The following is a 23786-nucleotide window of genomic DNA, read 5'->3' as shown; positions in this document are numbered from 1 at the left end:
CCGGCGAAGCGTATTAGGTTCGCGGCCATTGTAAGAATGCCTCGGCACCGCTTGGAGGTTCCCCCACGTTCTCTACCAGGCGTAATAGCCGCCTGCGACCGCTGATTCGTAGTGCCGGATGTGCCCCCCTAGTGCCGATTAATGTTGGTGCCATCCCGACCCGCATCATTGCCGAGGCGAGTGCGGAATGCGTATCCGGCGCGTGCGGGTCCAGTCCGAGCAGGTAGCGGTCGGCTTCGGGAGTTCCCGCGGCCAGCGTCCACGCGCGCAGCTCGCGCGGCCCGGGCAGCCACTGGGGCGGCACGGTCTTGACCGCTCCCCGCGTCCAGTCGGCCGCGATCGGTACCAACCGCCGATCGACCTCGGTGCGAACCAACGGCGTTTCCTCGTCGGTGCGGGAGATCTCAGGGGTGAGTCCGGCCTCGGCGATCATCACGGCCAGCGCCTCCGCGCGCCACACGGCATCGACGACCACCGACAACCGGACCGCCTGCGCTGCGCCGCTGCCCACCAGGACCACCTGTCCCGAGGCAGCGAGCATCCCGGTCAAGTCGGAGACCGCTGGCGGCACCGACTCAGCCGAGAAGAACGACAGCTGACTCACGAAAACGACACTAGGCCAGCAGGCCAGTCCGATCGTGCCGCCGGGCCGTACGAGCGCTCAACGGCTCCCTGTGACATGTGCCTTCCTTCCTTTAATACTGCCTACTACTACGGGCGCGCATCGTGCTTCGATGACCAGGCGGATCACGACCACCGCGACCCCGCGGCCAAGGAGGTGAGAGGTGTCGGATTTCGGCCGCGAGCTGCTGGACTGCGCGGTCGGCGGTACCGACGCCGACGAGCATCCGCTGCGTCACGTCGAGGGTCTCGCCGCGCGCGGTGCACACCCTCGCCCGTGGCCGCGGTGGGCAGAGCCCGATGTCGTTGCGGCCTTCGTCGCGCGGGGCATCGCCGAGCCGTGGACGCATCAGGTCGCGGCGGCCGACCTCGCGCACTCCGGGCGCCACGTGGTGCTGTCCACCGGCACCGCGTCGGGCAAGTCCTTGGCCTATCAGCTACCCATTCTGTCCTCGATGGCGTCGGACCCACGCGCCCGCGCGCTCTATCTCTCGCCCACCAAGGCACTGGGCCACGACCAGTTGCGCGCCGCGCAGTCCCTGACCGCTGCCGTGCACCGGCTGGCCGATGTCGGTCCGAGTCCCTACGACGGCGATAGCACCACCGAGGCGCGGCAGTTCGCCAGGGAGCGGTCACGCTGGATCTTCTCCAATCCGGACATGATCCATCTGTCGCTGTTGCGCAACCACGCCCGCTGGGCGGTGTTCCTGCGCAACCTCCGCTACATCGTGGTGGACGAATGTCACTATTACCGAGGCATATTCGGCTCCAACGTGGCGATGGTGCTGCGGCGACTGGTGCGGTTGTGCGCCAGGTACTCGGCCGGCTCGGCGGAGCCGACGGTGATCTTCGCCAGCGCGACGACGGCCGCACCGGCGGCCACCGCCTCAGAACTACTCGGGCACACCGTCACCGAGGTGACCGAGGACGGCTCGCCGCAGGGCAGTCGCACTGTCGCACTGTGGGAGCCCGCCCTGCGCACCGACTTGGCGGGTGAGAACGGCGCACCGGTCCGTCGTTCGGCGGGCGCCGAGGCCGCCCGCGTGATGGCGGACCTAGTGGCCGAGGGTGCCCGGACCCTGACCTTCGCCAGGTCCCGCCGAGGTGCCGAACTCACTGCGCTGGGTGCCCGCGCCCGACTCGAGACGACGGCCCCCGACCTGGCGGAGTCAGTCGCGTCCTACCGCGCCGGCTACCTGGCAGAGGACCGGCGCGCGCTCGAACGGGCGCTGTCCGATGGCACCCTGCGGGGCCTGGCGACGACCAACGCCCTCGAGTTGGGTGTGGACATCGCAGGACTCGATGCCGTGGTCCTGGCTGGCTTCCCCGGGACCGTCGCCTCGTTCTGGCAGCAGGCGGGCCGGGCGGGCCGGCGCGGCCAGAGCGCACTGGTCGTGATGATCGCCCGCGACGATCCGCTGGACACCTACCTGGTGCACCACCCGCAGGCGCTGCTGGGCAAGCCCATTGAACGCGTCGTCATCGACCCCGCCAACCCGTATGTGCTTGGCCCGCAACTCCTCTGCGCGGCGGCCGAGCTCCCTCTGACCGATGCGGAGGTGCGGACGTGGAACGCCGAGGCGGTCGCCGCGGAACTCGTGGACGACGGACTGCTGCGGCGCAGGCCCACCGGCTATCACCCCGCCCCCGGCCTTGATCCCCATCCAGCAGTGGACATTCGGGGTTCATCGGGTGGTCAGATTGCGATTCTCGAGACCGGAACGGGCCGCATGCTGGGCACGACGGGGGCCGGGCAGGCACCCGCCTCGGTACACCCTGGCGCTGTCTACCTGCACCGCGGGGAGACCTACGTCGTCGACTCGCTCGACTTCGAGGACGGCGTCGCGTTCGTCCGGCCCGACGACCCCGGGTACACCACGTCGGCGCGGGAGGTGACCGACATCGTCGTCACGGGCCAGGGTGAGCGGCGCAGCCACGGTCCGATCACCATCGGCATTGTCCCAGTATCGGTGTCCAACACCGTGGTTGGCTACCTGCGACGCAGGCTCAACGGTGAGATCATCGACTCGGTCGAGGTCGACATGCCCACCCACACCCTCGACACCAAGGCCGTGATGTGCACCATCACCCCGGAAGCCCTGCAGAACTGCGGTTTGGATCCCATCCGCTTCCCCGGATCGCTGCACGCCGCCGAACACGCGTCCATCGGACTGCTGCCACTTGTGGCCAGTTGCGATCGCGGTGACATCGGCGGGGTCTCCATGGCAGTGGGCCCCGATGACGGTGCCCCAACGATCTTCGTCTACGACGGCTATCCCGGCGGCGCGGGCTTCGCTGACCGCGGTTTCCGCCGGATCTCGACGTGGTGGTCGGCCACGGCGGCCGCCATCGAGGCGTGTGAGTGTCCGCAGGGCTGCCCGTCGTGTGTGCAGTCGCCGAAGTGTGGCAATGGGAACGATCCGCTCGACAAGGCGGGAGCGGTCGCAGTACTGCGCCTGGTACTCGCAAACCTGCCCGAACACAGTCGGTGAACCACCGGCTGGACGACCCACCCCTCGACGGTCGTCGGCCAGCACGCAGTCGAAAAGTACCTCTCGACAGGGCCTCACGCAACCCCTACCAGCACTTTCCCAGTCTGCTTGGATCGACCACATGGCACGATTCGGGGCCTTCGCGCACCGGTTTGCGCACCCCTGCCCGGTAGAATGCCTGCATGACCCACGACTGGCTCCTCGTGGAGACGCTGGGCGCTGAGCCCGCGGTGGTCGCGCAGGGCAGTCTGACCAAGAACTTGATCCCGATCAGCGCCTTCCTGCGACGCGATCCCCATCTGATGGCGATCCAGTCCGCGATCGGCGAATCGGTCCGGGCCGGCAATGGACTCAGCAGCATCACCCCCAAGAACGACCTCGTGATTCGCACGGAGGTCGTGCAGATGACCGACGGCCGGATTCACGGTGTCCATGTGTGGTCCGGCCCGCCAGACCTCGAGCCGCCGGAGCGCATTGTGCCGGGCGCCCTGAAGTGGGATCTGACCAACAGAATCGCCACGGACACAGCCGAATCGCTGTGCAACAGCGGGATGAACCCGACAATCGAGGCCACCCAGGGCCGGGCCTTCGCCGAGGATCTACCCACCCGCGACCTCAACCCGAGTGAGACCAGGGTCCTCGCGGTGGCGATCAACCCGAAACCCGGCCGGACGTTCTGCAGCACCTGGGATGTCACCGACTATGAGGGCAACCCGATCGCGGTGGGATTCGTCGCGCGAGTCCTGTTGGAGAGCGACGGCGGACCCGAACGCATGATCTGCCGCGCGATGAACTGGCGCGCCGTCCGTGATCGGTCCACCATCGTCCCGCACGACCTGGCTCAGCGAATCCTCAACGGGCTGGCCGAGCCCGGAGTGCATCGTGCGATCGTCGACCTGAGGTCCTGGACGCTGCTGAAGTGGCTCGACGAGCCGTGCCCGTTCTACGACTGGCGCAGCCGCGCCGACGGCGAGCCGCTTGCCCACCCCGATGACAACGACCAGGTGTCCGCCATGGTCGCGGACTTCGACAGAGGGCCGGTGTCCAGCGTGCTGCGGCTGCGCGCCAACGGCGGCGGGTGGACACCCGTGCACGTCACCGTGCATCGCGTCGAGCTCGAGGACGAGGTGTTCGGGGGCCTGCTGTCGCTGCGTGAACCCACCGATGACGAACTCGCCGAGTACGAGGGCCGCGCCAAACCCCGGCGTTCCGGGCGCCTGACGCTCAAGGGCAGGACCGCGCGCACGTAGGCGGCGAAGTTGACCCGGCACCCTAAACTAGGGATATGTCGCGGCCATCGCCGTTGGTATCCATCCGCCGAATCTCGGCGATCGTCGCCGACTCTGCGCCAGCTCAGGATCGGGCGAATGCGGTGCTCGACGAACTGACGAACGTCTTCCCTTACGCCGCCGCACAGATCGCCGCCTGGGATGACCGAGCATCGACACACGTCACCGTTGCCAGCCGCGGCTACACGGCTTACATGCGCAGCGCACTGAACGGCCCTCGATATCGCAACGACAAGGTGTGGCCGGTCCTCGAGCGGCAGCACGACGCCACCTTCTGGAGAGACTGCCCGTTCGATCGACGCGAGTCCGAGTTCTACGTCAAAGCGATTGAACCCAACGGGTTTAAAGAAGGCGCCACCATGCTGCTGCGCGGGACTCATGGGGCATATCTGGGTATGTTCACCGTAAATCTTGAATCTGCAACGGCTCCAGGAGAGTTCGAGCAGCAGATGCTGGAGATCGTCGGAGCCGGACTTGTTCCACTCGTTGACCGACTCGCTGCGGCACGACAGTTCGCTGCCCTCATCGCGCCCAACCAATGCTGCGCCGCGCTGGACTACGCCCGCGGTTGGGTTTCGCTAACCGGCGACGAGCTGCCGCCTCCTGCACTACTCGAAGCAGCTACCGACGCCCTGCGGGATGCGCAGCGACCTGTTCGATTCACTTGGATCGATGATGTCCGCGGGCGTCGCTCCCGTAAGGGCGATCCGGTCGGCGTGTCGCTGATTCCGCTCCACGATGCCAACTACAGCGCGCTGCTCTGTTGGCAACCCATGACACTTCCCTATGGGCTCACCAGGCGCGAACTGGATGTTCTGGCGGGCCTGACGGCCGGGCTGTCCAACGGTGAGATCGCGGATCGGCTGTCGACAAGCACCCGAACGGTGACCACACACGTCGAACACATTCTGGCGAAGCTCACCGTTGCCACGCGCACCGCCGCCGCGCTACTCGCCGACCGCGAGGGCCTCGTCACCCTGCCCGAAAATACGTAATTCCACCGACGATCTTCTGGGTCGGGCAGCCTACGTTTCTACTCATCGGGCACTTCGTGACGTAGACCACACCATCGGTCAGATCTTCGCGATGAGCACGACACAGACGAGGCGTTGAGGTGTTGAGCGCGTTGCCGTTCGCTCAATTACTCACGGCCACAACAGGAGTAGGTAAATGACCCTCGATTCCGAACTACACACGCTCTCCGCCGCAGACATCGCCCGCGAGGTGCGCGCCAAGCGGTTGTCGCCAGTGGAGACGACACAAGCCGCCATCGACAGAATTGAACAGCGCAATCCGTCCCTGAATGCCGTGACCTACAAGGGATATGACGATGCACTCGACCGCGCACGGAAACTTGAATCCATATTGATACAGGGCGCCGACGTAGGACTGCTCGCTGGCGTACCCACTCTCATGAAGGATTTGTTCGGGTTCAAGCCGGGCTGGCCTGCAACGCTAGGACTGCTCTCAGCGCTCAAGGACAACATCGCCGACACCTGGAGTACCTATCCAGCTAGGATCGAGGCCGCCGGCGCGGTCATCGTTGGCCAGACCAACAGCCCCGCATTCGGATTTCGGGGTACAACCGATAACAAAGCTGTTGGCGCAACCAGAAACCCGTTCGATACCAGGAGGAACCCCGGCGGTTCCTCAGGAGGTAGCGCGGCAGCCGTGGCCGACGGTATGGTCCCTCTAGCCGGGGCGACCGACGGCGGCGGATCGATCCGCATCCCCTCGGCGTGGAGCGGCGTGGTCGGCTTTCAACCTTCCGCAGGCCGAGTTCCATTCATCGCTCGCCCCAATGCTTTCGGTGTCTCCTACTACCTATACGAAGGACCGATCACCCGCACAGTTGAGGACTCCGCACTGGCGATGACCGCACTTCATGGGTACGACCCACGCGATCCCAGCTCCAAGACCGACTCGGTCGACTTCATCAGTGCACTCACCCGCGGTGTACGTGGGAAGCGAATCGGCTTCACAGCCGACTATGGGATCTTCCCGGTGCAGGGAGAAGTTCGCACCGTCGTGTCTGAGTCGGTACGTGCCTTCGAGACGCTCGGCGCATCGGTGGATGAAGTCGACTTGGCCATCCCCTTCGCGCAGCACGAGCTCAGCGACATGTGGGCGCGAATCACGGCGCTGGGCGTTCACGAGATCATCGAGTCCTTGGCCGCCGACGGCATCGATCTCAGAAGCACCTACCCCGACGAACTCCCCAAGGCCATGATGCAGTGGGTTGACTCGGCAGCTCGCCTGACGATTGACGATCTCATCCGCGACCAGATCACCCGGACCAAGATCTTTGATTGCTTCCAGGAAGCATTCACCAAATTTGATTTCATCGTTGCGCCGACTCTCGCGTGCCTACCCGTCCTCAACGGCACCGACGGCGAGACGCAGGGGCCCACCGAAATCAACGGAGAGGATGTCGACCCGTTGATCGGTTGGTGCATGACGTATTTCACCAACTTCATCGGTCACCCGAGCGCGTCAGTACCCGCGGGACTCTGCGACGGCCTACCCGTCGGCATGTTGGTGATTGGCCGTCGGCATGACGACGCTGGAGTGATGGCTGCCATCGCCGCCTTCGAGCAAGCACGACCATGGGTTGACAGCTACAACATTCCCGCCGAACGCCAGCTCTGACCGACACCGCCCGCGGCAGGGCTTCTCCGATCCCTTGAGCTATCTACGGCCGACTACCAATATCTCGTTCGCTGCCGGCTTGGGCTCTCCCGTGTAATTCGCGACGCCTGAGTCCTGTTCGGCATGTCGTTGGAAGGCAATCCATCATGAGCGGAACATCCCCACAGTTGGAAAGCAAGCGAGTCCGATACTCCGCCACTCTGGAAACGATCACGGGTGCGGTGACGCTAGCAACCGTCACCCTCCTGGTGTGTGTAGTGATGAAATCGGTTGAGAGTTCGCGCACGAACGGCAGCACCTTTCAGCAGTGGATCGACAGCACGACGTCGTCATGGACGGCGTGGGGGCTGTGGGTAATCGGTGACGTGTCAGAGCCCAGCTCCTACAAGAGTCCCCTGGCCTCGCTCGGCCTGATTGCCGGCGCGCTCGCCGCGTACCTCCTGTGGCGATGGGGATCGAGGTGGGCCGGATTCCCCGTGTCGTACGGCTTCGGGGATCGCTTCCCGTGGTTGCTCGGATCTGCGGGTTTGTCGCTGGTGATCTCGAACGTGGTGTTCCGCGGTCTGCTCGACGGCGGGCAATGGCAGCCCACGTTCGTAGTGGTGGCATCGGTGCCAGCAGCAATCGTCCTCCTGTATGGGCGCGGATGGCGCGTGTTGATCACCGCCGCGGTCTTGGGTGTGCTTACCGTGCCGCCGCTCTCGATGCTGCTCATCGTGGCGGTCTGTCAACCCGCAGGCATCCCGAATGTCGTCGGCATCGTCACAGCTATGGGCATCGGTGGGCTGGCTGCCTGCGCAGTCTGCCTGTTGTTGCCATGGATGCGCCGAGCACCGACTCCGACGCTCTCTACGTTCCCCGCGCCAATTCGGCACCGACACAACGAATTCACGTGGACGATGCGTCGGGTGCTAGCCGACTTCTCCGAGGCTCAGTTCATCGGCAATGAGTGGGCAGGGGGCCTTCTCATAGCGGGCGTATGTGTCGGATATCTAATCAACCCGCAGATTCCAGGGTACGGGCTTGAACTCATCCCGGAGATTCTGTTCGCACAAGTCTTGGCCTCAGCCGTGGGCGTCGTGCTGTGGCGGCGCTGGTACCGCGACGGAGGGTGGACCGCGACCTATGTCCCGGTGGTGTCCGCCGCCCCCACCGCGGTGATCGCGTTTGAAGGTTCCTGGCCGGCACTGATCGTCGGCTCGGTGCTGGGTGGGATACTCGGCGCACCGACTGCTCGCCTGCTGACGAGGCCACTCTCGCCGCACTTTCACCCGTTCATTGCCAACGTGTTCTCCATGGCGACAACGACACTGGCGGTCGTCGCCACCTTGCGAATCCTATTCTGATGACCTCCAGCGATCCTCCACCGGACCCGCCCGGGCCGCGGCGCGCGCCGTGCCGACACCCCACCGGCCCAGTTCCGCAGCGACGTCCACACTGACCACGACGTCGAGGCCGTCAACGGCACACGACGCGATCGCCGCACCCATGCGCCGCGCAATCGACGCCGCCGAGGCGCATGCCGCGTCACCGCCGAGAGCGATCCGGCCCGCCGCCGCCAGCGCCCCCAGATCCGCGGCCGCCTGCGCGCGGTGGCGGGCGATGACCGCCGAGCCGACGGCGACACCACCGAGGCTGATCACCACCAGCACGACGAGCATCGCCGCCGCGAGCAGAGTCGCCGAACCACGCTCAGCCCGAATCGAATTCGACGGCGGCGACCGCCTCCGCGGCGATGACGACACCCGGCAGCAAGGGCGCAGGAACCGAGACGCGGGCGATGACGTGCCCAGCCTCGGAGCGAAGACGCAGGTCGGCGCCCTCCGGCCCGACGCCGCGCACCGCCGCCTCCGCCGAGGCCCGGTCACCTCGTGCGGCCAGCCGCGCCGCCTCCCGCGCGGCGTCGACACACCGCACCTGGGTGGCCACCGCCACGAGCCCTGCGATGCACAACAGCAGAACCGCGACCAGCGTCGTGATCGCGAACGCTGCTCGACGGTGACGGCACCCGCGTCCCCGTTCACACGTTGGTGGTGAGCGCCCGGCCGATCAGGTTGGTGAGCGCGCTGACGATGGAGTCGCCGGTCACCACCGAGTACAGAATGGCGCCGAACGCCGCCGCGGCGATCGTCCCGATTGCGTACTCGACCGTGGACATCCCGGACTCGTCGACCACCAGCAGCGTCATCCGGGCGCGTATCCGCCGAATCACAGTGTCCATCATCATGTTTCCTCCCATCGGTCGTGGCCGCGGCGGATCCGCCAGCCAACGCGAAACCCGGTGTGGTCACAGCACTCCGGTCCTCAGTACGTCACCGGCCAGCCCCACGACCACGGGCACGATGCCCAGGCACACGAACGCGGGCAGGTAGCACAGACCAAGCGGTCCGGCGATCAAGACCGACGCGCGCTCGGACGCCGCCTTGGCGGTATCGGCCGCGTCCAGCCGGGACTGGTCGGCCAGTTCGGCGACGCCCTGAGCCAGCGCGGCACCCGATGCCGACGACCGCCGGGCCAGCCGCAGCAGGGCCGCCACCCTCCTGTCGTCGACAGCGGTGTTCGACCATGCGAACGCAGGCTCGGCGCCGAGCGCGAGGAGGTCCGCTGCGCGGTGCAGAACGTCGGCCAGCGCCCGGGGTGCCGACGTGGCCGCGGCCCCCGCCGCCCCCGCGACCGTCATTCCCGACGACAGGCAGGCCGACAGAACGTCCAGCCCGGACGCCACGGCGAGCGGGTCGCACGCCGTCTCAGGAGCCCGAGTGCTCGCAGCGCCCGCGCCAGCCGTTGGAGTCAGCCGGCGACGCGTGCCACCGGGCGTGCCGCCGACGACGACCGCCAGCGCCAACAGCAGTGCCGCCCAGCTCATGTCAGCACCCCGCGGACGATCCGATCCGACCACAGCAGCCCGCAGCAGGACAGCGTCACACCGACGACCAGCAGCCACCCGCCGGCTCCGTCGGACATCAGGAATGACAACGGCTCGGCGCCGATAAGGTGGCCGAGCCCGATTCCCAACACCGGCAGACCCGCCAGCACGGCAGCCGTGGCACGGGCACCGGCCATACCCGCGAGCACCTGCGACGAGAAGCGTTCCCGCTCGGTGATGTCGCGATGGGCCGTCCGCATCAGCGTCGCGATCGCCAGTCCGTGTGCCTCGGCCAGTCGCCAACACACCGACAACCTCTCCCAGTGCGCACCCAGCGCGGACGCGCTCGCCTCGGCAGACAGCCCGACGGCGACATCGGCACCTAGGCGGGCGCGGGCCGCCACTGAACGCAACCCGTCGGCCACCGGCCCGTCCACCTCACGCGCCGCGACGTCGAACGCCGCCACCGGGTGCACCCCGACACGCAGTTCGCCGATCAGCACGGCCAGCGCGCCCTGCAACGCATCTGACTCCCGCGAGCGACGCGCATCCGATGCCGACCGGCGCCGCCGCACCGTGAACGTCGCCGCCACGATCGTCGCAGCCACCACCACAGACACCGGAATGACCAGGGCGAAAAGTGCCAAGGCGGCCGCGCTCACCGCGCCCATGGAGCCCCGAGGCCACGTCATCGGTGACCCTCGCCTCGGCATCAGCCGACGCCCCGGTGAGGGCGACACGAGGAACACCGCGGCGGCGAGCAATAGCGCCGCAGCGGTCACGACGGCGCCCCGCGGCCGTGAAGCAGGCTCCGCAGACGCTCGATACCGCTGCCGAATCCGGTGTCGGAATGCCATGCGGTCCTGGTCGATACCAGGCCGTCGGCACCGCGTTGCAGGATCGCGATCTCCTCGAGCCGTCGACATCCACTGACGTCCCGGCCGACGTGTAGCAAGACCTGCACGGCGGCAGCGAGTTGGCTGTGCAGCGCCGGCCGGTCCAGCCCGCCGGCTGCGGCCAGCGCCTCGAGCCGGGCCGGCACCTCAGCGGGACTGTTGGCGTGCACCGTGCCCGCTCCCCCATCGTGGCCGGTGTTGAGCGCGGCGAGCAGGTCGACGACCTCGCCACCTCTCACCTCGCCGACCACGATCCGATCGGGCCGCATTCGCAGCGCCTGACGCACCAGGTCCCGCACGGTCACCTCACCGACTCCCTCGATGTTGGCGGTGCGCGCGACAAGCTTGACCAGGTGAGGGTGCCGCGGCGCCAACTCGGGCGCGTCCTCGACACACACCAGTCGCTCGCGAGCCGGCACCGCGCCGAGCGCGGCCGACAGCAGCGTCGTCTTTCCCGCACCTGTACCGCCGGAGACCAGGAACGCTCGGCGTGCGGCGATGACGCCGCGCAGCAACCGAGCCGCATCCGAGGCGATGGCGCCCGAACTCACGAGCGCGCCGAGGTCCTGCGTCGCGGGCCGGAGCACCCTCAGCGACAGGCATGTTCCGGCGGCCGCAACCGGGGGAAGGACCGCGTGCAGGCGGACGGTGAACTCGCCGAATCCGGTGAGCTGCCCGTCCACCCAGGGCTGCGCATCGTCGAGGCGTCGCCCCACCGCGAGTGCGAGCCGCTGCGCCAGGCGACGCACCGACGCCTCGTCGGCGAATCGGATCGAACTGCGCCGCAGCCCGGTTCCGTCATCGACCCAGACCGAGTCGGGTGCTGCCACCAGAACGTCGGTGGTGCCCGCAGCTCGAAGTAGCGGCTCCAGGATGCCCGCGCCGGTCAGTTCGGTCTGCATCACCCGAAGCCCGGTGAGCACCTCGGCGTCACCGATCACACCGCCGGACTCCGCACGGATTGCCGCGGCGACGACGCTGGGACGCAGGGCAGCCGACTCTCCGGCCAGCCGCTCGCGGACCCGTTCAACCAGCGAGGCGCTCACGCCACACCCACCGCGTCGGCGTGGGGCAGCGCCTGTCTCCCCAGCACCGCGTGCACGCGCCGCGCGGCGACGGCCAACGGCGATCGTCGACGCAGCTCGAGCCCTCCGTGCTCAAGCGTGATCGCCACCTGGTGCTGGGGCCGCATCGCCGCCAACAGCGGAAGGCCGGTGATCCGTTCGACGTCGGCGCAGCGCAGGCCGCCAGGAGAGGGCCCGCGCACGACGAGCCCGACGTTCGGGTTCGACGTGCCGAGCCAGGCCCCCAACGCCGCCGACGCGGCACACGATCGGACGTCGGCGCAGCTGACCAATGTGACGAGATCGGCTGCTGCCAAGACTGTTTCGGCCGCGGGCGAGTCCCGACGCGGAAGATCGCACACGACCGTGGCACCGCCTCGACATCCCGCCTCCAGCACGGCGGCAACGGCGCGGGCGTCGATATCGCTAACGCTTCGGCCCGCCGACAGCACCGCGACGCCGTGGCGGACAGGAAGCGCCTCGCGCAGCGCCGCGTGACTCAACCGGCCGCCCGCAGAGCTCAGGTCCGGCCAGCGCAGACCGGGTTGCGCCTCACTGCCCAGCACGAGGTCGATGCCGCCACCCCACGGGTCGACGTCTACCAGCAACGCATCGCGGGCGGTCATGGCGAGGGCGGTGGCGAACACCGATGCGCCGGCGCCACCGCTCCCACCGATCACGGCAATGACCGCGCCGCGGCGTTCGGCGCGGTGACCGTCGGCCACATCGGACAGTTCGGCGGCGAGCTCGTCCTCCTGCTCGGGCAGCATCAGCACCCGCTGCGCACCGACACCGATGGCGGCCTGCCAGCGATCCGGAGCGGCTTCGCCGCGGCCGATCAGATACACCCGCGCGCGGCGGGACAGCCCGAACTCCGCACATCGCATGGCGGCTTGATCGTCGATCACAACCGCCGAAGCCGACATCCACACCTTGCGGTGGGACGGCTCGACCGCGTGCACCACACGCATGCCGATAGCCGCGGCGACGCGGTCCACGGCGGCGCGCAGACCGGTGTCGTCGACCAATGCCAACAGGCCGCCTGCAGAACTCATGGACCAACTGTGCGTGCGTTTCGTGGTCTACCCCGACGCCGCGTGCAGGTTTAGCAACGAATTGTGGATCAAGTCGCGACTGTGGATAAACACACCGGAGTACGCGATTTCCGCAACGTGATCGGGGCACTTCCGGTTTCACGTGCCTCACGACGGTGGACACACGCCGGAGAAAAGCCCCCGAAAAAGGGACGACCCCCGCCAGGGGGGGAGGAGGCGGAGGTCGTCGTGTATCAGCCCCGGGGGGTCGGGCTGATACACACCCGACATAAGCCGAGTAATGCTCACTATACACAAGGGAGCCGGACGTGGCGCAAGTCCTGCTTGACTACGAAATCACCCGGTGACCAGGAATATTGCAGCCACCGACAGGTGTCCGACGCTGCCATTTGAGGGTCATCACCGCTTCGCCCGCCGACGCGCCACCTATGCTGAAGACGTGCCCGCAACCGACGCGGCCCGCCATGGCGAGGTCCCGGTCCCCGAGTCCGACGCCGATCACCCCGTGCGCACCGCTGCGTTCTTCGACCTCGACAAGACAGTCATCGCAAAGTCGAGCACGCTCGCCTTCAGCAAACCATTCTTCGATCAGGGGCTGATCAATCGGCAGACCGTCCTGAAGTCCGCGTACGCCCAGTTCCTGTTTCTGATGTCGGGTGCTGACCACGATCAGATGGACCGGATGCGCTCCTACATCACCAACATGTGCACGGGCTGGAACGTCGAGCAGGTGAAGTCGATCGTGGCCGAGACCCTGCACGACATCGTCGATCCCCTGGTCTTCGCCGAGGCCGCAAATCTCATCGCCGACCACAAGCTGTGCGGACGTGACGTCGTCGTCGTGTCCGCCTCGGGCGAGGAGATCGTCGCGCCCATCGCGCGCGCCCTGGGCGCCACCCACGCGATGGCAACCCGCATGGTCGTCGAGGACGGCAAGTACACGGGCGAGGTGGCCTTCTACTGCTACGGCGAGGGCAAGGTCGAGGCCATCCGGGAACTCGCTGCGCGCGAGGGCTATTCGCTCGAGCACTGCTACGCGTACTCCGACTCGATCACCGATCTGCCGATGCTCGAGGCCGTCGGTCACCCGACGGTGGTCAACCCGGACCGCGCACTGCGCAAAGAAGCCGCCGCCCGTGAGTGGCCGGCCCGCACGTTCTCCCGACCTGTCCCACTGCGCGGCCGGATTCCGGCACCGTCGGGAGCTGCCGTCGCCACGACCGTCGCCGTGGGCGCCAGCGCGCTCGCCGCGGGCGCACTGACCTACTCCCTGCTGCGCCGATTCGCTTTGTGAATCAGCTCGCCGGGCAGTGGCCAGCCCGGGTAGCTGAGACGCGTGGGCGTAACGATCGGGACTCGCCAACACCTCCGACTTGATGTGATCGCCGTCACGGAGTACAAAGGAGGCACGGAAGCTTGGGAAGGCCAAGACCGGGCCGGAAGAGAAGGCACGGGCTCCCAACTCAAGCAACCCAGCACGAATTCCGGCACCCACGCGGAGCACAAGCCGCGATAATGGCAGAAGTGTTGCGGGCCTGCGGAATTGCGGAGAGCGGACGGTACGACAGCCTCTTGGGTGAGGTTGCAGCCGTAGCGCATCGCGAGAACGCCGAGGCCAACCCACGCAACCCACCTAGCACGCATGGTAACCGGTATTCGTGCTAGCGGGCGGCGACCTGAACCACCTCAGTGAGGTGAGTCGGGACGCCGCCCGCTTTGCGTTTGCTGGCACCTACCCCGTCATCGCCTGAGCTATCGACAGCGCTTCGCGTGCACCGGCATGCAGACCCCGCGAGCTGTTGATCAGCCACGCGGTCAAGCCATCCGGTGTTCCCGACGCAAACCCCCGCGCCGACGCACGGTAGTCGCCGGATTGCCGCATCCAGTAGACCTCCGGGACGCCGAGGCCGTGCGGGTCCAGGCCGCTGCTGATCGTGATCAGCCGCGACACCGCCCGAGCCACCACACCGTCGGCGACCCCGAACGGCTCCAGCGTGAGCAGCTCGCCGTGTGCGACGGCCGCCAGCACGTGCGCCGGCACCCGGGTGCCACCCATCACGAGGTCGCCAAGCAGTTCCAGCCGCCGTGCCACGTCGGCCTCCGGGCGGGGCCGCCCGAGTCGGTCATCGTCGGTCAGGTCCGAGGCCGCCAGCGCGTGCAGCCTCGCGATGGCCTGCAGCGGCGCGCGCTGCCAGGTACCCACCAACGAGGTGGCGCCACCCTCAAGCGCCTCGGCGACGCGCAACGCCCCCGTCAGCACGGGGTCGACCTCACCCGCATCGGCAAGGTTGAGTGACCCGCCGTCGAGCACCGACGATGCCCGTGCGGCGCGGACCGAGGCCTCGGCGGCCGTCGCGGGCCACCCCCGCAGGTTGTACTTGTGCCGGTGTGCCCGGCCCAGTGCCTCGCGCGCCTCGTCGCCGGCGGCGGCGACGCCAGGCAGCTCCGCCAGCGGGGCGAGGGGATCGGGTGCGGCCACGACAGCACACGGTAATGCCTGCCGTCCGTGGTCCCGCGCACGGTCAACCGACCGTTGGGCTCGTTATGCCGCTCGTTCGTCGCTCACCATGCACCGTCCGCAGCTGGCAGTGTGAGTCGCCAACCTCCGTGCAACCTCGGGTGACTACCCTCACACTCATGTCTGACACGCATGCTGAGGTCCAGGCGTCCTACCCGCCTGCCGCCGACTTCGCCGCCAACGCGAACGCCACCGCCGAGCTCTACGACCGGGCCGAGAAGGACAGGTTGGCGTTCTGGGCCGAGCAGGCGAACAGGTTGACCTGGAACACACCGTTCACGGAGGTGCTGGACTGGTCGCAGGCGCCGTTCGCGAAGTGGTTCGTCGGCGGCAAGCTCAACGTCGCCTACAACTGCGTCGACCGTCACGTGGAGGCCGGCAACGGTGACCGCGTCGCCATCCACTGGGAGGGCGAGCCGGTCGGCGATGCCCGCTCCATCACCTACGCCGAACTCAAGGACGAGGTGTGCAGGGCCGCCAACGCACTCACCGACCTGGGCCTGGTCGCGGGTGACCGGGTCGCGATCTACATGCCGATGGTCCCCGAGGCCATCGTCGCGATGCTGGCCTGCGCACGCCTCGGCGTGATGCACTCGGTCGTCTTCGCCGGGTTCTCGGCGTCAGCGCTGAAGGCCCGCATCGAGGATGCCGAGGCCAAGGTGGTGATCACCACCGACGGGCAGTACCGCCGCGGCAAGGCCGCCTCCCTCAAGGACGCCGTCGACGAGGCCGTCGACGGCCAGCCGTCGGTCACCAACGTTCTGGTGGTGCGCCGCACCGGAATCGACACGGCGTGGACGCAGGGCCGCGACCTGTGGTGGCATGACGTCGTCGACTCCGCGTCAGCCGACCACACCCCCGAGGCATTCGATGCCGAGCACCCGTTGTTCCTGCTGTACACGTCGGGCACCACCGGCAAGCCCAAGGGCATCATGCACACCACGGGCGGATACCTGACGCAGACCAGCTACACCCACTACAACGTCTTCGACGTCAAGCCCGAGAGCGACGTCTTCTGGTGCACGGCTGACATCGGCTGGGTCACCGGGCACAGCTACATCGCGTACGGGCCGCTGTCCAACGGCGTCACGCAGGTGGTCTACGAGGGCACGCCGGCCTCGCCCACCGAGCATCGCCACTTTGAGATCATCGAGAAGTACGGCGTCACAATCTATTACACAGCGCCGACCCTCATCCGGACCTTCATGAAGCTGGGCCGCCAGATCCCTGCCGAGCACAACCTGACCAGTCTGCGGCTGCTGGGTTCGGTCGGCGAGCCGATCAACCCCGAGGCGTGGCGCTGGTACCGCACGGTGTTCGGCGCCGAGCAGACCCCCATCGTCGACACCTGGTGGCAGACCGAGACGGGCGCGATCATGATCTCGCCGCTGCCCGGTGTCACCGAGACCAAGCCGGGTTCGGCCATGACGCCTCTGCCGGGTATCTCGGCCAAGATCGTCGACGATGACGGCAACCAACTCGAGCCGGGCGTCGATCACGGCGAGCAGGCCAGCGGATACCTGGTCCTCGACAAGCCGTGGCCGGCGATGCTGCGCGGCATCTGGGGCGACCCGGAGCGATTCAAGGAGACCTACTGGTCGAGGTTCGCCGAGCAGGGCTGGTACTTCGCAGGTGACGGCGCCCGCTACGGCAAGGACGGCGAGATCTGGGTGCTCGGCCGCATCGACGACGTCATGAACATCTCCGGCCACCGCATCTCGACCGCGGAGGTTGAGTCCGCACTCGTCGGCCACGCTGGAGTCGCCGAAGCCGCCGTCGTCGGAGCCACCGATGAACAGACCGGCCAGGCCATCTGCGCGTTCGTCATCCTGAAGGCCAGTGCCGAGGGCGGCGCAGACGGCATGGTCGACGAGTTGCGCGCCGAGGTGGCCAAGGAGATCTCGCCGATCGCCCGACCGCGTGAGATTCACGTCGTGCCCGAACTGCCCAAGACCCGCAGCGGCAAGATCATGCGTCGTCTGCTGCGCGACGTGGCCGAGGGACGCGAACTCGGCGATACCTCGACGCTGTTGGACCCCGGCGTGTTCGAGGCGATCCGCGCCAGCAAGTAACCCTGTTCGCGGACCGCGCTAGGCGACCGCGCCGACCGGAACGAAGCCCGAACCCGGCCGGTCCTTGGCGGCGATATCGGCGAGGATCGCGTTCATCGACATCGTCACGGCCGGTGTGTGCAGCGGGATGTACTTGATCACGCAGGTCGGCAGTCCCTCGGTGAAGGCACCGTGGATCATGCCGACCAGCCGGTTGTTCACCGTGACAGGCGCACCGGAGTCACCCGGCTGACCGCACACCTGGCTCACGATCGTGCCGGGATCCTTGCCCGGCCCCCACGTGACACCGCACGAGTAGCCGGTGGTGCGGCCGAGCTTGCACGACACCGCGCCGAACGCCGGATCGGGTCCGATGCCGTCGATCTGGAATCCGTTGACGTTGTTGGTCGGTGCGACGAGCGCCGGGTCGAACTGGATGACGGCGTAATCCAGCGCGTCATTGCCTGCCACCATCGTGCCAAGCACGCCACGGTCCTCGGCACCCTCCGCGGCCACCTGGGCTCCCGGCCCACCGCAGTGCGCGGAGGTGAAGCCGATCAGGTTCCCGCGGTTGTCGTTGCCGATCGCGGTCAGCGTGCAGAACGACTCACCGTTGACGATGATGCCGGAGCCACCGCCCAGCGGTACCGGGTCGGCGGCAGTCGCGGTTGTCGCGAAGGACACGCCCACCAGTGCGAGCAGGAAGACCAAGGTCGCCGCAACGGCACCTCGTTGAGCAGGGCCGTACCCGCGGTGTCTCAACAGCACCCCTATCGTCTGCCCCGGCCCAATGTTCTTTTGACGCGTGTTTTGGAGAACACCGTCAGTCTATCGTCGGCCGGGATCGTTGCCCCCGACGCGACATGGCAACATGGGCCGCATTGACCTCGACGCGGGAGGACGTGTCCATGAGCGCTGGCGACCGTAAGAACGGCGTGCCGACCACCGTGACGTCGATTCCCCTGGTGGATCCGCACGCACCCAAGGCCGATCCGTCGATCGGCGATCTCGTCAAAGACGCGACAACGCAGATGTCGACACTGGTCCGTGCCGAAGTGGCCCTGGCCAAGGCCGAGGTGACCCGCGATGTGAAGAAGGGCCTCACGGGCAGCGTCTTCTTCATCCTCGCGCTGGTCGTGCTGTTCTACTCGACGTTCTTCTTCTTCTTCTTCCTCGCCGAGGTGCTCAACCTGTGGCTGATGTCATGGGCCGCCTACCTCATCGTGTTCGGGCTCATGGTGCTGACCACCATCGCTTTCGCGTTCCTGGGCTATCTGAAGGTCCGTCGGATCAGGGGACCGCAGCAGACCATCGAATCGGTCAAGGAGGCGCGCGTCGCCCTGGTGCCGGGTGGTGACAAGCCCTCCCCCAACGGTGACGGCCGCGCGGCGGCGACCACAGATCCATCAGGCTGGTAATGGCCCGTAAGGGCCGCGGCAATCGGCCGCCGCCCGACCCGTCGGTGACACGCATCGAGGGTCCGTGGCGGCATCTGGAGGTGCACGCCAACGGGATTCGCTTCCACGTCGTGGAAGCGCAGTCCGACGAGATGGCCGCGGCTGACCGACCGCTCGTAATCCTGCTGCACGGGTTCGGGTCATTCTGGTGGTCGTGGCGTCACCAGTTGCGGGGACTGCGCGGAGCCCGGGTGGTTGCCGTCGATCTGCGGGGTTACGGCGGCAGCGACAAGCCGCCGCGCGGCTACGACGGCTGGACCCTGGCCGGCGACACGGCGGGCCTCGTCCGCGCGCTGGGGCATGAGAGCGCCACCCTGATCGGCCATGCCGACGGCGGACTGGTGTGCTGGGCGACCTCGGTGCTGCACCCGCGAGCGGTGCGGGCCATCGCCCTGGTGAGTTCACCCCATCCGGTGGCGCTACGGGCATCGGCCCTGACCCGGCGCGACCAGGGCCTGGCACTGCTGCCCCGAATGCTGGGCTACCAGTTGCCGTTCTGGCCCGAGCGTGTGTTGACCCGCGGTGACGCCGCGGATCTCGAAACACTGGTGCGAAGCCGCGCTAGCGAGAAGTGGCAGTCCTCACCGGACTTCGCCGAGACGATCGGGCACATGCGACGAGCCATCCAGATTCCCTCGGCGGCGCACTCCGCGCTGGAGTATCAACGATGGGCCGTGCGCAGCCAGCTTCGCGGCGAGGGCCTGCGCTTCATGAGGTCGATGAAGCGTCCGCTCACGGTGCCGATCCTGCATCTGCGGGGTGACGCCGACCCCTACGTGCTGGCCGACCCGGTGAATCGCACCCACCACTACGCGCCGCACGGGCGGTACGTATCGATCTCCGGTGCAGGCCATTTCGCGCACGAGGAGCAACCGGAGGCGGTCAACGAGCGGCTGACCCGGTTCCTGAACGACAGCGTCTAGCGCCGGGCTCAGGAGATGCAGGTACCGGTGGGCACCTTCTCAGTGGCGCCCACCCCGGCCATCTGCTTGGCCACCTCGTTGGCGGTCAGCACGAACCCGGTGTCGGCGTCGTCGACGGCGGCGCCGAACACCACGCCCAGCACCCTGCCCTTGCGATCGATCAGCGGCCCACCGGAATTACCCTGCCGGACAGTGCCTCTGACCGTGTAGACCTCGCGCGTCACCGTCGTGGTGTGGTAGATGTCGGGCCCGTTGAGCTGGATGATCTCGCGGATCCGGGCGGGCGTGGCGGTGAAGTCCCCGCCGCCGGGGTAGCCCATCACCACTGAGTCGGTTCCCGAGGGCGCCTCCTGCATGTGGAACACCAGGGGCGCCGACGGCAGGTTCGGCACGTCGAGGATCGATATGTCGGCGTTGGGGTCATAGGACACCACGTGGGCGTCGTAGCTCTTGCCCTCGGCCTCGACCGTGACACTCTCCGACCCCGCCACCACGTGCGCGTTGGACATCACGCGGTTGGGGGCGACGACGAATCCGCTGCCCTCCAGTACCTTCTGGCAGCTCGGCGCGACACCGCGAATCTTCAACACGCTCGGGCGCGTGCCCGCGACAACGGGGTCGGTCGCCAGGGCGGCGTCGGGTACGTCGACGTTGGCGACCGGGGTGCGGCCGAACGGTTGCAGGACATCGGGCAGGCCGGAGGTGTCCAGCAGACCCGACAGGCGCGCGGGTACTCGCTGCAGCCACGACGGCGCGAGATCATTGACCTGAGCCAGAACCCGCGACCCTCGCACGGCGGCAGCGAGATTCGGCTGGTCCGACGATGTGAGCGGGGTGGCCAGCAGCCAGGCCGCGACCAGGACCGCGACCAGCTGAATGGCGACGCCGACCACGGAGTCGAACGATCGCAGGGTGCGATTGCGGATCGCACCGCGAACCGCCCGTCCGAGCACCACGCCCGCGATCTCACCGATCACGACCAGGCCGAGGATCAGAAACAGGGAGACGAACAGCTTGGTGCGGGCCCCATCGATATTGCTGACGACGTGGGGAGCCAGCAGCACACCGGCCACCGCACCCAGGATCACGCCGAAGAAGGACAGCAGAGAACCCAGCGCCCCGGAACGCCAGCCGGATACGGCGGCGACGAAGGCGACGGCGAGTACGGCCAGATCGAGCCATTGAGAGGAAGTCATCGTTGGCCTTCACGGTAGCCGCTGGTGGCCCCGACGAGGGCCATTGCCGCGTCGAGTTCAAGTACGTCGTCGGTGTTCCATGGCTTGGCCCATCCCGCGACGTCGAGCGCCGCCGAGATCACCTGCCCGGTGAATCCCCACACCAACATCTGGTTGAGCAGGAACGCCGGGCCTGCGTACCGGCGTGAGCGCTCCTTGCGGTACACCATCAACCGGTTCTCGGGGTTGACGAAGGCACGCACCGGAACCCTGGCCACGATGGCCGTCTCCCCCGGGCTGACGGCGTGCACGGGGCCGGGATCCGGCGAGTACGCCAGGACTGGCACGACGTGGAAGCCCGACGGCGGGATGAACATCCGTTCCAGGGTGGCCAGGGGACGAAGTCGACCGGTGTCGACACCGGTCTCCTCGTTGGCCTCACGCAGCGCCGTGGACACCGGACCGTTGTCCTCGGGGTCGGACGCCCCGCCGGGAAAGGCCGCCTGCCCCGCGTGGTGACGAAGTGTCGAGGCGCGCACGGTGACCAGCAGGTCGGCGTCGTCGGGTAACCCGCCTGCGGGCGCGTCCTGCGCGCCCGAGAACAGCACCAACACCGCGGCATCGCGCTTCGTGCCGGACACCGTGGCGGCGGCGTTGGCGACCTTGAACGCCGCTGCGACGTCCGCGGGAATGTGGCTGCGGTACGCGCGGGGCACCTCGCCGATGTTGTCGACCAGGGGTTTGAGCCACGCGGGGGCGGCATCGGGGAAGAACTCGACCCCACTGCCGGCCCGGCGCTCCGAACTCAACCCGGCACTCCCATCCGTGGGTTCACAGCCTCCGCGATCTCGTCAGCCGTGGCGAAGGATCGGGGCAGAATCTGGGCAACGCTACCGTCCGAACGCAGGACAACCGTCGCGGGCATGACGTTGGGGACCTTCAGTGCCGCGGCGATCAGACGCCTGCCGTCCTGCAGTGTCGGCAGATGTACGCCGAGTTCGGCGAGTCGCAGCAGCGCTGCGGTCTCGTTCTCGTCCTGGTGGACGGTCAGCACCGTCACCTCCGAACCCATGCGGCGCTGGTACTCGGCCATCGCGGGGAGTTCGTCGGCGCACGGCCCGCACCAGTAGGCCCACAGGTTCAGGACCACGATGCGGTCGTCGACCGCGCGGGCGACATCCACCGTCGACCCGTCGGCCGCGCACTCGACCGAGATGCCACGCAGCACCTCCGGCCCGGGTCCGGGGCCGTCGGGAGGACATGGCGCGAGGTCGGCGGCGGCACGTGGCCCGGCCAGCGCCTCGGGTGTGTCGGCGTCGCGGTGATCACGTGCGACCGGTGATCCGGTGGGGCTGGTCGAGGTGTCGGCATCGTCGCCCAGTTCCTGCCAGAACGCGAAGCCGAGTGCCACCAGGACGACCAGAACCGCGGCCGTCCACCGCGCCCCACTGCTCATCAGAGCCCGGCCAGTGCCAGCAGGTGTTCGGTCTCGGGCCCCTTGACCAGGGCCGCGGCGGTCAGCGGGTCGGTCGGGCCCGCGCCGAAGGAGGGACAGTCCTTGGCCAGCACGCACACGCCGCACGCCGGACGGCGGGCGTGGCAGACGCGTCGGCCATGAAAAATGATGCGATGACTCAATAACGTCCACTCCCGGCGCTCGATCAGCTCGCCGATGGCGAACTCGACCTTGACCGGGTCCTCCAGCGTCGTCCAGCCCCAGCGCCGCACCAGGCGCCCGAAGTGGGTGTCCACGGTGATGCCCGGGACGTCGAACGCATTCCCGAGGACCACGTTTGCGGTCTTGCGGCCGATACCCGGAAGCGTGACCAACTCCTCGAGTGTGTCGGGGACCTGGCCGTCGAACCGCTCGACGAGCTCCTGGCCGAGCCGCATCAGGGACGTCGCCTTGTTCCGGTAGAAGCCAGTGGGCCGAATAATCGACTCCAACTCCTCGCGGTCGGCCTGGGCATAGTCCAGCGCCGTCGAGTACTTCTTGAACAGCGCAGGCGTGGTCAGGTTCACCCGCTTGTCGGTGCTTTGCGCAGACAGGATCGTGGCGACGGTGAGCTCGAGCGGGTTGGTGAAGTCCAGTTCGCAGTAGACGTGCGGAAAGGCCTGTGCGAGAGCACGATTCATACGCCGCGCGCGACGAACCAGACCGAGGTGAGTTTCTTCGGCCCATTTTTTCTGGGAGGCCCGCTTGCTCGCGGGCACGCGTCCTGCCACGGCATTCAGCCTACTGAGAGGTCAACGAGCACGGCGAACAGACCGGTGGCATTTCGTGATCACGCCGAGATATTGGCCGTGTTTACTTCAGTCTTGTGTCGTGGTTGCTGGTTGTCTTCGTCCCGGGGTTGCTGATGTTGGCGACCTTCGGGCTTGACCGCCTGGAATCAAGTCTCGTCGGTGACGCAGTCTCCGACGAGGACGTGGCCGCCGCCCTGGACCGGGCCAAGGCCGACTGCGCGCGTCCGCCCGCACGCAACGACGTCGACGACGATTTGGACGCCGACTGTGTGTACGAGCCGTTCCACACCCGCTTCAGTGAGTCGATTCCGAGCACCGCATCGCGAGGTGCGCCTGCCCGGATCTACATCCATCACCGGGGCAATCCCGAATTTCTGCCGACCCGGCAGCCCGATCGTGTGTAGCGTTGGCACGTCGCGAACCGGGCACCCACTAGACTGACGTTCGCTATCGCGCGGCGGCCTAGCCTGCGCGTGTCATATC

General features: G+C 67.6%; 24 protein-coding genes. 10 read left to right on the top strand and 14 right to left on the bottom strand.

The window, feature by feature from the left end; translation table 11 throughout:
* Nucleotides 1-13 precede the first annotated feature (13 nt).
* Nucleotides 14-604 (bottom strand): hypothetical protein, encoded by a 591-nt coding sequence (locus ACZY0X_RS21150; RefSeq protein ID WP_463773151.1) that lies wholly within the window; start codon nt 602-604, stop codon nt 14-16.
* Nucleotides 605-785: 181 nt separating this feature from the next.
* Between ACZY0X_RS21150 and ACZY0X_RS21145 the strand changes: the two genes are divergently transcribed.
* The 5 genes from ACZY0X_RS21145 to ACZY0X_RS21125 all read left to right on the top strand — a co-directional run bounded on the left by ACZY0X_RS21145 (nt 786) and on the right by ACZY0X_RS21125 (nt 8397).
* Complete coding sequence (locus ACZY0X_RS21145) at nt 786-3113, top strand: DEAD/DEAH box helicase (RefSeq protein ID WP_463773150.1); 2328 nt, start codon at nt 786-788, stop codon at nt 3111-3113.
* A 182-nt stretch (nt 3114-3295) separates the two neighbouring features.
* Complete coding sequence (locus ACZY0X_RS21140) at nt 3296-4363, top strand: PAS domain-containing protein (RefSeq protein ID WP_463773148.1); 1068 nt, start codon at nt 3296-3298, stop codon at nt 4361-4363.
* 122 nt (nt 4364-4485) lie between these two features.
* Nucleotides 4486-5397 carry a helix-turn-helix transcriptional regulator gene (locus ACZY0X_RS21135; RefSeq protein WP_463773146.1) on the top strand — a complete coding sequence of 304 codons (912 nt, stop codon included), beginning with the start codon at nt 4486-4488 and terminating at the stop codon, nt 5395-5397.
* Nucleotides 5398-5572: 175 nt separating this feature from the next.
* Nucleotides 5573-7051 carry an amidase gene (locus tag ACZY0X_RS21130; RefSeq protein ID WP_463773145.1) on the top strand — a complete coding sequence of 493 codons (1479 nt, stop codon included), beginning with the start codon at nt 5573-5575 and terminating at the stop codon, nt 7049-7051.
* Nucleotides 7052-7311: 260 nt separating this feature from the next.
* On the top strand, nt 7312-8397 hold the full coding sequence (locus ACZY0X_RS21125) for a hypothetical protein (protein ID WP_463773144.1): 1086 nt from the start codon (nt 7312-7314) through the stop codon (nt 8395-8397).
* Here ACZY0X_RS21125 and ACZY0X_RS21120 read toward each other — a convergent pair.
* From ACZY0X_RS21120 to ssd, 7 genes are all read right to left on the bottom strand, one after another.
* The gene (locus ACZY0X_RS21120) at nt 8389-8796 is read right to left on the bottom strand and encodes an Rv3654c family TadE-like protein (RefSeq protein WP_463773142.1); all 408 of its coding nucleotides are present in this window, start codon (nt 8794-8796) and stop codon (nt 8389-8391) included. The two genes, ACZY0X_RS21125 and ACZY0X_RS21120, sit on opposite strands and share 9 nt — an antisense overlap.
* The gene (locus ACZY0X_RS21115; RefSeq protein ID WP_463773141.1) at nt 8744-8986 is read right to left on the bottom strand and encodes a TadE family type IV pilus minor pilin; all 243 of its coding nucleotides are present in this window, start codon (nt 8984-8986) and stop codon (nt 8744-8746) included. The genes ACZY0X_RS21120 and ACZY0X_RS21115 overlap by 53 nt, the downstream gene beginning before the upstream one ends.
* 85 nt (nt 8987-9071) lie before the next feature.
* Complete coding sequence (locus ACZY0X_RS21110) at nt 9072-9278, bottom strand: DUF4244 domain-containing protein (RefSeq protein WP_463773139.1); 207 nt, start codon at nt 9276-9278, stop codon at nt 9072-9074.
* Nucleotides 9279-9338: 60 nt separating this feature from the next.
* Nucleotides 9339-9917, bottom strand: a complete 579-nt coding sequence (locus ACZY0X_RS21105) for a type II secretion system F family protein (protein ID WP_463773138.1) — start codon at nt 9915-9917, stop codon at nt 9339-9341.
* Nucleotides 9914-10699: a type II secretion system F family protein gene (locus ACZY0X_RS21100; protein ID WP_463773136.1), complete on the bottom strand. Its 786-nt coding sequence runs from the start codon at nt 10697-10699 to the stop codon at nt 9914-9916. The genes ACZY0X_RS21105 and ACZY0X_RS21100 overlap by 4 nt, the downstream gene beginning before the upstream one ends.
* Nucleotides 10696-11859, bottom strand: a complete 1164-nt coding sequence (locus ACZY0X_RS21095) for a TadA family conjugal transfer-associated ATPase (protein ID WP_463773134.1) — start codon at nt 11857-11859, stop codon at nt 10696-10698. The genes ACZY0X_RS21100 and ACZY0X_RS21095 overlap by 4 nt, the downstream gene beginning before the upstream one ends.
* Complete coding sequence (gene ssd, locus ACZY0X_RS21090) at nt 11856-12932, bottom strand: septum site-determining protein Ssd (RefSeq protein WP_463773132.1); 1077 nt, start codon at nt 12930-12932, stop codon at nt 11856-11858. Before ssd ends, ACZY0X_RS21095 begins: the two co-directional genes overlap by 4 nt.
* Before the next feature lie 505 nt (nt 12933-13437).
* Between ssd and ACZY0X_RS21085 the strand changes: the two genes are divergently transcribed.
* Nucleotides 13438-14226 (top strand): HAD-IB family hydrolase, encoded by a 789-nt coding sequence (locus ACZY0X_RS21085; protein WP_463773388.1) that lies wholly within the window; start codon nt 13438-13440, stop codon nt 14224-14226.
* A 438-nt stretch (nt 14227-14664) separates the two neighbouring features.
* Here the strand turns inward: ACZY0X_RS21085 and ACZY0X_RS21080 are convergent, their stop codons facing one another.
* The gene (locus ACZY0X_RS21080; protein WP_463773131.1) at nt 14665-15411 is read right to left on the bottom strand and encodes a Fic family protein; all 747 of its coding nucleotides are present in this window, start codon (nt 15409-15411) and stop codon (nt 14665-14667) included.
* Nucleotides 15412-15569: 158 nt separating this feature from the next.
* On the opposite strand from ACZY0X_RS21080, the gene acs reads away from it, so the two are divergent.
* Nucleotides 15570-17522, top strand: coding sequence for an acetate--CoA ligase (gene acs / locus ACZY0X_RS21075; protein WP_463773129.1), 1953 nt, complete (start codon nt 15570-15572; stop codon nt 17520-17522).
* Between the two features lie 18 nt (nt 17523-17540).
* Here acs and ACZY0X_RS21070 read toward each other — a convergent pair whose 3' ends face one another.
* The gene (locus ACZY0X_RS21070) at nt 17541-18212 is read right to left on the bottom strand and encodes a S1 family peptidase (RefSeq protein ID WP_463773386.1); all 672 of its coding nucleotides are present in this window, start codon (nt 18210-18212) and stop codon (nt 17541-17543) included.
* 197 nt (nt 18213-18409) lie between these two features.
* Between ACZY0X_RS21070 and ACZY0X_RS21065 the strand changes: the two genes are divergently transcribed.
* Nucleotides 18410-18919 carry a phage holin family protein gene (locus ACZY0X_RS21065; RefSeq protein WP_463773127.1) on the top strand — a complete coding sequence of 170 codons (510 nt, stop codon included), beginning with the start codon at nt 18410-18412 and terminating at the stop codon, nt 18917-18919.
* The gene (locus ACZY0X_RS21060; RefSeq protein WP_463773125.1) at nt 18919-19881 is read left to right on the top strand and encodes an alpha/beta fold hydrolase; all 963 of its coding nucleotides are present in this window, start codon (nt 18919-18921) and stop codon (nt 19879-19881) included. Before ACZY0X_RS21065 ends, ACZY0X_RS21060 begins: the two co-directional genes overlap by 1 nt.
* Nucleotides 19882-19889: 8 nt before the next feature.
* Here ACZY0X_RS21060 and marP read toward each other — a convergent pair whose 3' ends face one another.
* Genes marP through nth form a run of 4 tightly spaced genes read right to left on the bottom strand, consistent with a single transcriptional unit; the run spans nt 19890 to nt 23192 of the window.
* A complete protein-coding gene (marP, locus tag ACZY0X_RS21055; protein ID WP_463773124.1) occupies nt 19890-21077 on the bottom strand; it encodes an acid resistance serine protease MarP in 1188 nt (395 codons plus the stop codon).
* Entirely contained in the window at nt 21074-21865 is a 792-nt protein-coding gene (locus ACZY0X_RS21050; protein ID WP_463773122.1) for an NUDIX hydrolase, read from the bottom strand. The genes marP and ACZY0X_RS21050 overlap by 4 nt, the downstream gene beginning before the upstream one ends.
* Complete coding sequence (locus tag ACZY0X_RS21045; protein ID WP_463773121.1) at nt 21862-22512, bottom strand: TlpA family protein disulfide reductase; 651 nt, start codon at nt 22510-22512, stop codon at nt 21862-21864. The genes ACZY0X_RS21050 and ACZY0X_RS21045 overlap by 4 nt, the downstream gene beginning before the upstream one ends.
* Nucleotides 22512-23192, bottom strand: coding sequence for an endonuclease III (gene nth, locus ACZY0X_RS21040; RefSeq protein ID WP_463773120.1), 681 nt, complete (start codon nt 23190-23192; stop codon nt 22512-22514). Before nth ends, ACZY0X_RS21045 begins: the two co-directional genes overlap by 1 nt.
* 185 nt (nt 23193-23377) lie before the next feature.
* Between nth and ACZY0X_RS21035 the strand changes: the two genes are divergently transcribed.
* Nucleotides 23378-23707, top strand: a complete 330-nt coding sequence (locus ACZY0X_RS21035; protein WP_463773118.1) for a hypothetical protein — start codon at nt 23378-23380, stop codon at nt 23705-23707.
* Nucleotides 23708-23786 lie beyond the last annotated feature (79 nt).

It is taken from the genome of Mycobacterium sp. IDUB_39 (assembly GCF_055419205.1).
The sequence above is the reverse complement of the archived record's forward strand: the minus strand, read 5'-3'. Positions and strand labels throughout refer to the sequence as shown.